Below are 10,948 nucleotides of genomic sequence, written 5' to 3' on the forward strand. Positions count from 1 at the left end.
CTGCAGTAGAGGCGATGGCGGACAAAACTGACCCCGCCGCGCTCGACGGTTTCCAATCCGGCCTGCTCGAACCCGTGGCGCAGAAACAGCGCGAGGCTGAAGGCGCTGGCCTCCGTGGTCAGGCTGTGCAGGCCCAACTGGCTGGCCGCCTGCAGCGCCTGTGCCAGCAGCAGGCCGCCGAGCCCCTGACGCGGATGATCCGGGCTCACATAGAGCAGGCTGAGGTGGCCGTCATCGCTCAGGGTGACAAAGCCTAGGGGGATGCCCTGCTGCTCGATGACCCAGCCGTGGTGCTCGCGCAACTGGCTGACCAAGCCGGGGTGACGGGCGCCCAGCGCCCATTGCTCCACCTGCTGCGGGCTGTAGTGCTCCGGGCCCATGCGGCGCACTGACTGCTCGAACAGGGTCAGCAGGTCGGGGATGTGCTGCTCCCTCAGGGGCCTGATCCGGGCGGGCGCGGTTTTTTGTGTCTGCGGCATCGATGTTATCCTGCCTTGCCTGACAGGGTTGGCGCCTGCGGTCGCCTGGCCCTGGGCAGGCCGGCCACCACCCGCTCATAGGAGTGTTCAATCCAGCCCTGCCAGAGATCGGTGTCCAGATCCTCGACCAGGGTCACCGTGTTCCAGTGCTGCTTGTTCATGTGCCAGCCCGGTTTGACCTCGGGATGGATCTCCCGCAGCAAAAGCGCGAGTTCGGGCTCGCATTTGAGGTTGATGGTGAGGGGCTCGGCCTGCCAGTTCACCAGGGCGAACATCTTGCCGGCGATGCGGTAGACCAGAAACTCCGGGCCGAAGGGGGTATCCTCGGTGGCCCCCGGCAGGCTGAGCAGGAATTCACGTAACGATACAAGGCTCATACAGGACTCCATGCTGGTCCGATGATAAGTGGCAGCATATTCAGCGGGGCGCCCCGTCTGTTAATATGCCCGCCGAGTATATCCCTCAACCCCCCGGGAGCCCATAAGATGTTGTACCACAAGACCTTTGAGCTGGGCCCCGATCGGGATTGGGTGGTGTTCGTGCACGGCGCAGGCGGCAGCTCCTCCATCTGGTTCAAGCAGCTGCGCGCCTACCGGGAGCACTTCAACGTGCTGCTGCTCGACCTGCGCGGCCACGGCCAATCCAACCAGCTGCAACAGGTGGTCAAGGGACACTACAGTTTTCGTGCCGTGACCGAGGACATCTTGCGACTGCTCGATCACCTGCGCATCCCCCGCGCGCATTTTGTCGGCATCTCCCTTGGCACCATCCTCATCCGCCACCTGGCAGAGCTCTGCCCCGAGCGGGTCAAGAGCATGGTGCTCGGCGGCGCCATCCTGCGCCTCGACATCCGCTCCCGGGTGCTGGTGCAGCTTGGCCGGGTCGGCCAGCACATCCTGCCCTACATGTGGCTCTATCGACTGTTCGCCTTCATCATCATGCCGCGCCAGCACCATCAGGAGTCCCGCAACCTCTTCGTGCGCGAGGCCCGCAAACTGTGCCAGAAGGAGTTCAAACGCTGGTTCCGCCTCGCCACCGAGGTCAACCCGCTGATGCGCTACTTCAAGGAGCGGGCCCTGCCGATCCCGACCCTCTATGTGATGGGGGAGGAGGATCACATGTTCCTCGCCCCGGTGCGCGAGCAGGTGGCCCGGGACCCCTACAGCCGGCTCGAGATCATCGAAAACTGCGGCCACGTCTGCAACGTGGAACAGCCCGACCACTTCAATCGTCAATCCCTGGCATTTCTCTCTACCCAGACGAGCGTCTTGCCCGCCACGCCGCTAGAAGCCTGATCCCGCGCCAAGCCCCCTCCTGGGTGAGCGCAGTCCTCTCAGACGAAGTAGTGGGCGATATCCAGATAGCGCTGGCGGATATGCTCGATCAGCAGCCGGATCTTGCGCGGCGGCTGGCGGGTGAAGGGGTAGACGGCGTAGATGCCAAGCTTCTTGCCCACCCGCTCCGGAAACAAATCCACCAGATTCCCGCTCATCAAATCGTGATAGACCAGGCATCGCGGCACATAGACGATGCCGCGTCCCCCCAGCGCCGCCTTGCGCAGGGCACCGGCGTTGTCGGTTGAAAAGCTCCCCGACACCGACACCAGATAGTTGCCGTCCTCCCCCTTGAAGGCCCACTCCGACGCCCCCGTGCTCTGGTAGGCGTAGCGCAGGCAGTTGTGAGCCTGCAGGTCTGCGGGCTCGCGCGGCGCCCCGAAGCGGCGCACATAGGCGGGGGCCGCGCAGATCACCCACTGGGAGTCGAGGATATGGCGGGCGATGAGGCTGGAGTCATCCAGATAACCGGTGCGAATGACCAGATCGAACCCCTCTTCCACCAGATTGACGAAGCGGTTGTCCAGCGACATCTCCACCGTGAGCCCCGGGTGCTGCTGGCAAAAATCGGCCACCGCATCGGCCAGCAGCAGCTCTCCCGAGATGGTGGGCACCGACATGCGCACATGGCCGCTCACCTTTTCGCCAAACCCCGCCACCGCGTCGAAGGCGTCCAGTGCGGCGGCCTTCACATTTTTCGCACCTTGATAGAGCTCCTTGCCTGCCTCGCTCAGGGTGAGCCGGCGGGTGGTGCGATAGAGCAACTGCACCCCGAGTTCTTCCTCAAGGCGTCCGATCCGTTTGCTAACCACTGAATTTGTAATGGAATTTTGCTCAGCCACCTTGCTGAAGGAGCCTGCCTCCACCACCTGAGCGAAGAGGATGAGGTCGTCGGTACTGGCCATATTGATCAACTTTTGGAACGAATGTTGTTCATTATTTCCATATATCGCGAAAAAGGAACAGGGTAAGGTCACGTCCGATTAACAAAACAACAACAAGGTGCCCCCACGGTGCCTCTTCTGGACAAGGACGCAATGATGACAGACACCCTGCTGGCCCTGGTGGCCTTCTCGCCGATCCTGGTGGCCGCCGTGCTGCTGGTCGGCCTCAACTGGCCCGCCAAGCGCGCCATGCCCATCGCCTTCCTGTTGACCGTGTTCATCGCCCTCTGGGGCTGGCAGATGAGCCCGACCCGGGTCTTTGCCTCCACCCTGCAGGGGTTGGTGATCACGGTGACCGTGCTCTGGATCGTGTTCGGCGCCATCTTGATGCTCAACACCCTCAAACACACCGGCGCCATCAGCGCCATTCGCGGCGGTTTTACCAACATCTCGCCGGACCGGCGCATCCAGGCCATCATCATCGCCTGGTGCTTCGGTGCCTTCATCGAAGGGGCTTCTGGCTTTGGCACCCCGGCGGCCATCGCCGCCCCCTTGCTGGTGGCCATCGGTTTTCCGGCGCTCGCCGCCGTGCTGCTCGGCATGATGATCCAGTCCACCCCGGTCTCGTTCGGCGCGGTGGGCACCCCCATCCTCGTTGGTATCAACAAGGGGCTGGATAACCAGGCCATCGGCCACACCTTAAGCGCTGGTGGCAGCAGCTGGGACATCTACCTGCAGCAGGTGACCACCAACGTGGCCCTCATTCACGCCACCGTCGGCACCCTGATGCCGGTGCTGATGGTGATGATGCTGACCCGCTTCTTCGGCCGCCACCGCAGTTGGACCGAAGGGCTCGCCATCCTGCCGTTCGCCCTCTTCGCCGGGCTCGCCTTCACCGTGCCTTACGCCCTGACCGGCATGTTGCTCGGTCCCGAGTTCCCGTCCCTCATCGGCGGTCTGGTGGGGCTCGCCCTGGTAGTGACGGCGGCGCGTCGCGGTTTCCTGGTGCCCAAGACACAGTGGGATTTTGCCCCCGAGAAAGAGTGGCCTGCAGAGTGGCTGGGCTCCATCAAGCTGGATCTGAAAGAGGCCGCCGCCCGCCCCATGTCGCTGCTGCTGGCCTGGCTCCCCTATGTGGCGCTGGCGTTGTTGCTGGTGGCGAGCCGGGTGAGCCCGGCGTTCAAGGCAAGCCTCCTGTCCGTGAGCCTCGCCTTCACCGATCTGCTGGGGGAGAAGGGGGTCAGCGCGTCGATTGAGCCGCTCTACCTGCCGGGGGGTCTGCTGGTGCTCTGCGCCCTGCTCGCCACCTTGCTGCAATCGCGCTCCCTCGCCCCCTTTGGTCGGGCGATGGGGGAGTCCAGCCGCACCCTGCTTGGTGCCGGCTTCGTGCTCATCTTCACCGTGCCCATGGTGCGCATCTTCATCAACTCCGGCGTGAACGGGGCGGATCTTGCCAGCATGCCGGTGACCACGGCGAATTTTGCCGCCGGGCTGGTGGGGGAGTTCTTCCCGGCGCTCAGCGCCACCATAGGCGCACTGGGAGCCTTTATCGCCGGCTCCAACACGGTGTCGAACATGATGTTCAGCCAGTTCCAGTTTGAAGTGGCGCAGACCCTCGGGGTATCCACTGCCGCCATGCTGGCGCTGCAGGCCGTGGGCGCGGCGGCCGGCAACATGATTGCCATCCACAACGTGGTGGCGGCGTCGGCCACCGTGGGGCTGCTGGGGCGCGAGGGGGAGACGCTGCGCAAGACCGCGCTGCCGACCCTCTACTATCTGCTGGCCACCGGCCTCATCGGGTTGGTGCTCATGTACAGCTTCCACATCTCGGACGTCTTGCTGCAGCTCAAGTAAAGGAGAGCAAGTGATGAAGGTAATGCGGGTCTATCCGGCCAAGCCGGCCGATGTCTATCTCTACGCCACCTGTCTGGTGGACCTGTTCGACCCGGTGGCGGGGCTCGATGCCATCGCCCTGATCGAGCGGGAAGGGATAAGGGTGCACTTTGTCGAGAAACAGACCTGCTGCGGGCAGCCGGCCTACACCTCGGGCCATGAAGAGGAGGCGCGCAAGGTGGCGCAAAGCCAGATGGCGCTCTTCCCCGAGCCCTGGCCGGTGGTGGTGCTGTCGGGCTCCTGTGGCGGCATGATGCACCACCACTATGCGCGCCTGTTTCCAGAGAGCCGCGAGGTGGCGGCGTTTTGCGAGCGGGTGTTCGAGCTCACCGAGTTTCTGGCCCAGGTCTGCCGGGTGCGCTGGTACGGGGTGGGGAGGGCGAGCATCGTCATGCACACCTCCTGCTCGGCCCGGCGCGAGATGCAGGTACACAGCCGGGCCCGCGCCCTGCTGGGTCAGCTCGATGGGGTCACCCTGCATGAACAAGCCTACGAGAGCGAGTGCTGCGGCTTTGGCGGCACCTTCTCGGTGCGCCATCCCCACATCAGCCAGGCCATGGTGGAGGACAAGACCCGCCACCTGCTGGCCACCGGCGCCGACACCCTGGTGAGCGCCGACTGGGGGTGTCTCTTGAACATCAAGGGCTCCCTGGCCTATCAGGGCAAGACACTGCTCGCCATGCACCTGGCCAGCTTCCTGCTCGCCCACAGCAAGCCGTTGTCAGAAAAACAGGAGGCCCATCATGAGTGAGCACGCCAAGTATTCGCCGCGCCGCTTCCATCCCCAGGCCGAGGCGGCTCTGGCCGACCCCGTGCTGCGCCAGAATTTTCGCGGCGCCATGGATTACCTGCGCGGCAAGCGCCGGGATGCTTTCGCCGACCCGCTCGAGGAGGCGGCGGTGCGCGATGCGGCGGAGCAGATCCGCCAGCGCTGTCTCTCACGCCTGCCGGCGCTGCTGGAGCAGCTCGAAGCCAACTGTGAGCGCAACGGCATCCGGGTGCACTGGGCCCAGACGCCGGCGGAGGCCAACGCCATCATCCTCGGCATCGCCCAACAACATGGGGTGAGCAGCATCGTCAAGGGCAAGTCCATGGTGAGCGAGGAGGTGGGCTTCAACCACGAGATGGCGCGCCACGGCATCCGCTGCCTTGAAAGTGACATGGGGGAGTTCATCGTCCAGCTCGACGGCGATACCCCGTCCCACATCATCATGCCCGCCATCCACAAGAACAAGCAGGAGGTGAGCGACACCTTCGCAAGCAACCTGGCGGATTTCACCCCCACCACCGACGTGGACGAGCTGATCCAGACCGGGCGGCGGGCCCTGCGCGAAGAGTTTCGCCGCGCCGGCATGGGGCTTTCCGGCGTCAACTTCGCGGTGGCCGAAACCGGCAGCCTCTGTCTGGTGGAGAACGAGGGCAACGGGCGCATGTGCACCACGGTGCCGAAAGTGCACGTGGCCATCACCGGCATCGAGAAGGTGGTGGAGTTCTTCTCCGACGTGCCGCCGCTTTACAGCGCCCTGACCCGCTCGGCCACCGGCCAGGCCATCACCACCTACTTCAACATCATCAGCGGCCCGCGCCGGGCAGGGGAGCTGGACGGCCCGGACGAGGTGCACCTGGTGCTGCTCGACAACGGCCGCAGCCAGGCTTACCGGGACGAGGAGTTGCGCAAGACCCTGCAGTGCATCCGCTGCGGCGCCTGCATGAATCACTGCCCGGTCTACACCCGCATCGGCGGTCACGCCTACGGCACCATCTACCCGGGTCCCATCGGCAAAATCATCTCCCCCCATCTGCTGGGGCTGGAGAGCACGAGCGATCTGGTGACCGCATCTAGCCTGTGCGGCGCCTGCGGCGAGGTGTGCCCGGTGCGCATCCCCATTCCCGACCTGTTGCAGCGCCTGCGGCGGGAGGCCAAGCACGACGCACAGCCCGGCCACGAACCGCTGGCGGGGCAGGGGGCGGCCAAGAGCCGGCTCGAAACCCTCGCCATGCAGAGCTTTGCCTTCGCCGCCACCCACCCGCGCCTCTATCACGCCGCCACCGGTGTGGCCGGTCGCCTGCGGGGCTTGATGCCTAAACATCTGGGCCCCTGGACCCAGTGCCGAGAGGCCCCCAAACCCGCCCCCCAGAGCCTGCACGCCCTGCTGCGCCAGAAGAAGAAGGAGTCCTGAGATGTCGAGCAAAGAGGCCATATTAAGCCGCCTGCGCGGCGCCGCCACCCCCATGGCCCACGCTCCCCATGGCTGGCAGCCCTGGCGCGGGGCTGATGACAGTGCGCGGCGCGAGCATTTTCTTGCCGGGATCAGCGCCAGCCATGCCGAGATCCTCACCGTCAAGGAGGCAAACCTTGCCCGGGAGCTGACCGCCTGGCTGGATGAAGAGGGCGTGACGCACCTGGCCTGTGGCCAGGGCGGCCGCTGGCAGGCGGCAGTTGCGGCCGCCTGTGCCGGGCGCTCTGTGTTGACCCCGGCGGGGGAGTTTTCCGGCTGGAAGGATGAGCTGTTCGATGCCTGTCAGGCGGGCATCACCCACTGCGCGGGTGCCATCGCCGACACCGGCACCCTGGTGTTGCTGCCGGATGGCGGCGAGCCGCGCACTCTCTCGCTGGTGCCCCCCTGCCATATCGCCCTGCTGGCGGCCTCCACCATCGCCGACAACCTGGCGGGGCTGGTAGAGGCCGGGTGCTGGCAGCAGGCCATGCCCACCAATCTGCTGCTGGTTTCCGGCCCCTCCAAGACCGCAGACATCCAGCAGACCCTGGCCTACGGTGCCCACGGCCCGAGCCGCCTACTGGTTGTGCTGGTGGAGGATTGCTGATGCGCTGGAACGAATTTGACGCCGCCGTGCTTGAGCGCATTCCGCCGGAGCGCCTGGTGAGCGACCCTGACTTGCGCCTCGCCCACGGCACGGACGCCAGCTTCTACCGGCTGGTGCCCGAGCGCATCGTGCGCCTCGACTCCCTCGATGAGGTCCGCTTCGTGCTGGGGGTGTGCCGCGAATTGAGCCTGCCGTGCACCTTTCGCGCCGCCGGCACCAGCCTCTCGGGCCAGGCCCTGAGCGATTCGGTGCTCATCACCCTGACCGACAGCTGGCGCGGCCACCGCATTCTGGACGAGGGGGCGCGCATTGCCCTGCAACCCGGAGTGATCGGCGCCGATGCCAACCGCTATCTGGCGCCTCTGGGACGCAAGATTGGGCCGGATCCGGCCTCCATCAACGCCTGCAAGCTCGGTGGCATCGCCGCCAACAACGCGAGCGGCATGTGCTGCGGCACCGCCCACAACAGCTACCACACTCTGCACACCATGACCTTGCTGCTGGCCGATGGTACCGTGCTGGACAGCAGCGATCCCCACAGCCGCGCCGCCTTTGCGGCCAAGCGCCCGGAGCTGCTGGCCGGGCTCGCCGCCCTGCGCGCCGAAGTGCTGGCGAACGCCGAGCTTGCCGCCAAGATCCGCCACAAGTACCGGCTCAAGAACACCACCGGCTACGCCATCAATGCCCTGCTTGACCATGAGGACCCCATTGATATCCTCACCCACCTGATGATTGGCTCGGAGGGGACCCTCGGCTTTATCGCCGAGGTGGTGCTCGACACCGTGCCCGAATACCCCCACAAGACCTCTGCTCTGCTGGTGTTTCGGGATGCGGAGCAGGCGTGTCTGGCCACCTCGCGCCTGAAAAATGCGCCGGTGGCGGCGGTGGAGCTGATGGATGGGCGCTCCCTTCGCTCGGTCGCGGGCAAGCCCGGTCTGCCGGACTTTATCAAGACGCTGGACCTGGCCGCCTGCGCCTTGCTGATCGAGGTGCATGGACAAAGTGAAGAAGAGCTGGTCGCTCGCTGCGAGCAGGTGATGGACATGGCCGCCGAGTTCGCCCAGGTTGCCTCGGTGCCCTTTACTACCGATAGCGCTGGCCTCTGGGCCATTCGCAAGGGGCTCTTCCCGGCGGTGGGGGCGGTGCGCACCACCGGCACCACCGTCATCATCGAGGATGTCGCCTTTCCCATCGAGCGTCTGGCGGAAGGGGTAGCAGGGTTGCAGCAACTGTTCGATCGCTTCGAGTACGGTGAGGCGATTATCTTCGGCCACGCGCTGGAGGGGAACCTGCACTTCGTCTTTACCCAGGGGTTCGACGATCCGGCGCAGGTGGCCCGCTACGGCGCCTTTATGGATGCGGTGGCGGAGCTCGTCGCGGTGCGCTTTGGCGGGTCGCTCAAGGCCGAGCACGGTACCGGTCGCAACATGGCCCCCTATGTGGAGCTCGAATGGGGGCCTGAGGGGATGGCGCTGATGCGCCGCATCAAGGCGCTGCTGGACCCGGACGGCCTGCTCAATCCCGGCGTCATCATCAACGACGACCCCAAGGCCCACCTTGCCCACCTCAAGCCCATGCCGGCGAGCGATGCCATCGTGGATCCGTGCATCGAGTGCGGCTTTTGCGAGGCGGTCTGCCCCTCGCGCACCCTGTCGCTCTCGCCGCGCCAGCGCATCGTGCTCTATCGGGAGTTGTCACGCCGTGGTCGCAGCGGTGAAACGGCAGGGGATCTTGCCCGGCTGTTTGACTATCAGGGCATCGACACCTGTGCCGCGACCGGGCTCTGCGCCGATCGCTGCCCGGTTGGCATCAACACCGGCAGCCTTATCAAGAAGCTGCGCAGCGACAAGTACCAGCGCTTCGTGCCCATCGCTCGCTGGAGCGCCGATCACTTCGCCGGCGTCACCCGCACGGCGCGCGGTGCCCTGGGGCTCAGGGGCATTGCCGGCAAGCTGTTGGGAGACAAAGCGCTGGCAGGATTGGTAAACGGGGTACGTAACGTCAGCGGCCAGCGTACCCCCGCCTGGCTGCCGACCCTGCCGGGGCCGAGCCGCTACCGGTGGCCGCCAGGGGAGGGGAGCCATAGCGGATCCAGCGAGCGCGCCTTGGTCTATCTGCCGTCCTGCGCCAGCCGGGTGTTCGGCCAGCAGGAGGATGCCCCGTCACTGCCGGAGGTGGTGTTATCTATCCTCAATAAAGCGGGTTGCCGGGTGATAGTGCCGCAAGGCATTGAGGGTCTCTGCTGCGGCATGCCCTATGACAGCAAGGGGATGGTCGAGGTGGCACAGGCCAAGCGCAGTGAGCTGGCCGAGGCCCTGTGGCAGGCAAGCGAAGCCGGCCGCTGGCCCGTGCTGCTCGACACCAGCCCCTGCGTGCAGCGGCTGCTCTCGGGGGCACTGGGCAAGGGCCTTCGGGTGTTCGAGCCCTCCGCTTTTGTGCTGGAACACCTGCTACCCCACCTTGAGCTGACCCCCATCGATGAGACAGTGATGCTCCATATCACCTGCAGCAGCCGGCGTATGGGGCTGGGGGATAAGATGCTGGCGGTGGCCCGCGCCTGTGCCCGTGAGGTGATCGTGCCTGAGCATATCCAGTGCTGCGGCTTTGCCGGCGACAAGGGATTGATGACCCCGGAGCTCAACGCCGCCGCGCTCGCCAGCCTGCCCGCGCAGGTGCCCAGGGATTGCCGTCAGGGTTTCAGCAACAGCCGCACCTGCGAAATGGGGCTGAGCCAGCACGCCGGCATTCCCTATCACAGCATCCTGTATCTGGTGGCGCAGGCGGCGAGATAGAAAAATAAAAACGGCAGGATAAATATCCTGCCGTTGGTGGAGACGCCAAACACTTGGGGCGTTACCCCAAGGAGTTGCTGCGCGTCATAGTCAGAACCTGCATAGAGAAAACGGATTATCCCATTCCTGCCGCATTGTGGGCGTCAAGCCCTTGCCGGTGAACAGTTCCCGCAGGTGTTGGTGCAGCTGGGCCAGCATTTCCTGCCCTATATGTATGTAGCTCTATTGGCTGTTTGCCTTCATCATCATGCCGAGCCTGCACCATCAGGAGTCGCGCAACCTCTTTGTGCGCGAGGTCAGAAAGCTGTGCCAGAAGGAGTTCAAACGCTGGTTCCGCCTCGCCACCGAGGTGAACCCCCTGATGCGCTACTTCAAGGAGCGGGCGCTACCGATCCCGACCTTCTATGTGATGGGGGAGGAGGATCATATGTTCCTCGCCCCGGTGCACGAACAGGTCGCCCGCGACCCCTACAGCCGGCTCGAAATCATCGAAAACTGCGGCCACGTCTGCAACGTGGAGCAGCCGGAGCACTTTAACCGGCAGTCGTTGGCGTTTATCTCCAACCAGGCCAGTGTCCACGCTTAATCCTTATCTCAGCAGACCCTCTTTCAAGCCACGCCGTTAGGCCCACACCTGTGCCTGTTCGGCGTAGCGGTCTTGGGAAGGTGCGAACAAGTCCCTGATATGAGATCATGTTTGTCATCTGGAGCCATGAAAAAGGGTTCATCATGAGTCATCA

The 10,948-nt window shown here is 64.9% G+C and carries 9 protein-coding genes and 2 pseudogenes; 8 read left to right on the forward strand and 3 right to left on the reverse strand.

Annotated elements, in window-relative coordinates; genetic code table 11:
* Positions 1–479, reverse strand: a 479-nt coding sequence (locus BN1127_RS02075) for a GNAT family N-acetyltransferase (RefSeq protein WP_042648303.1), incomplete at its 3' end; no start/stop codon positions are given.
* A gap of 5 nt (positions 480–484) precedes the next feature.
* Complete coding sequence (locus tag BN1127_RS02080) at positions 485–856, reverse strand: MmcQ/YjbR family DNA-binding protein (RefSeq protein WP_042648304.1); 372 nt, start codon at positions 854–856, stop codon at positions 485–487.
* A 108-nt stretch (positions 857–964) separates the two neighbouring features.
* Here BN1127_RS02080 and BN1127_RS02085 point away from each other — a divergent pair, with 108 nt between their 5' ends.
* Positions 965–1,774 (forward strand): alpha/beta fold hydrolase, encoded by an 810-nt coding sequence (locus BN1127_RS02085; protein ID WP_042648305.1) that lies wholly within the window; start codon positions 965–967, stop codon positions 1,772–1,774.
* 38 nt (positions 1,775–1,812) lie between these two features.
* Here BN1127_RS02085 and BN1127_RS02090 read toward each other — a convergent pair whose 3' ends face one another.
* Positions 1,813–2,790 carry a LysR family transcriptional regulator gene (locus BN1127_RS02090; protein ID WP_081805665.1) on the reverse strand — a complete coding sequence of 326 codons (978 nt, stop codon included), beginning with the start codon at positions 2,788–2,790 and terminating at the stop codon, positions 1,813–1,815.
* Between the two features lie 63 nt (positions 2,791–2,853).
* On the opposite strand from BN1127_RS02090, the gene BN1127_RS02095 reads away from it, so the two are divergent.
* From BN1127_RS02095 to BN1127_RS02120, 7 genes and pseudogenes are all read left to right on the forward strand, one after another.
* Positions 2,854–4,551 (forward strand): L-lactate permease, encoded by a 1,698-nt coding sequence (locus BN1127_RS02095; protein WP_042648306.1) that lies wholly within the window; start codon positions 2,854–2,856, stop codon positions 4,549–4,551.
* 13 nt (positions 4,552–4,564) lie between these two features.
* Positions 4,565–5,341: a (Fe-S)-binding protein gene (locus tag BN1127_RS02100; protein ID WP_082029929.1), complete on the forward strand. Its 777-nt coding sequence runs from the start codon at positions 4,565–4,567 to the stop codon at positions 5,339–5,341.
* Positions 5,334–6,770, forward strand: a complete 1,437-nt coding sequence (locus tag BN1127_RS02105; RefSeq protein ID WP_042648307.1) for a LutB/LldF family L-lactate oxidation iron-sulfur protein — start codon at positions 5,334–5,336, stop codon at positions 6,768–6,770. Before BN1127_RS02100 ends, BN1127_RS02105 begins: the two co-directional genes overlap by 8 nt.
* Before the next feature lies 1 nt (position 6,771).
* Positions 6,772–7,416: a LutC/YkgG family protein gene (locus tag BN1127_RS02110; protein ID WP_042648308.1), complete on the forward strand. Its 645-nt coding sequence runs from the start codon at positions 6,772–6,774 to the stop codon at positions 7,414–7,416.
* The gene (locus BN1127_RS02115; protein WP_042648309.1) at positions 7,416–10,208 is read left to right on the forward strand and encodes an FAD-binding and (Fe-S)-binding domain-containing protein; all 2,793 of its coding nucleotides are present in this window, start codon (positions 7,416–7,418) and stop codon (positions 10,206–10,208) included. Before BN1127_RS02110 ends, BN1127_RS02115 begins: the two co-directional genes overlap by 1 nt.
* Before the next feature lie 15 nt (positions 10,209–10,223).
* Positions 10,224–10,369, forward strand: a pseudogene (locus BN1127_RS23095) (IS66 family transposase); the annotation flags it as partial.
* 10 nt (positions 10,370–10,379) lie between these two features.
* Positions 10,380–10,794, forward strand: a pseudogene (locus tag BN1127_RS02120) (alpha/beta fold hydrolase); the annotation flags it as partial.
* Positions 10,795–10,948 lie beyond the last annotated feature (154 nt).

Origin of the sequence: Aeromonas media, from assembly GCF_000819985.1 — a bacterium.
GTDB lineage: Bacteria > Pseudomonadota > Gammaproteobacteria > Enterobacterales > Aeromonadaceae > Aeromonas > Aeromonas media.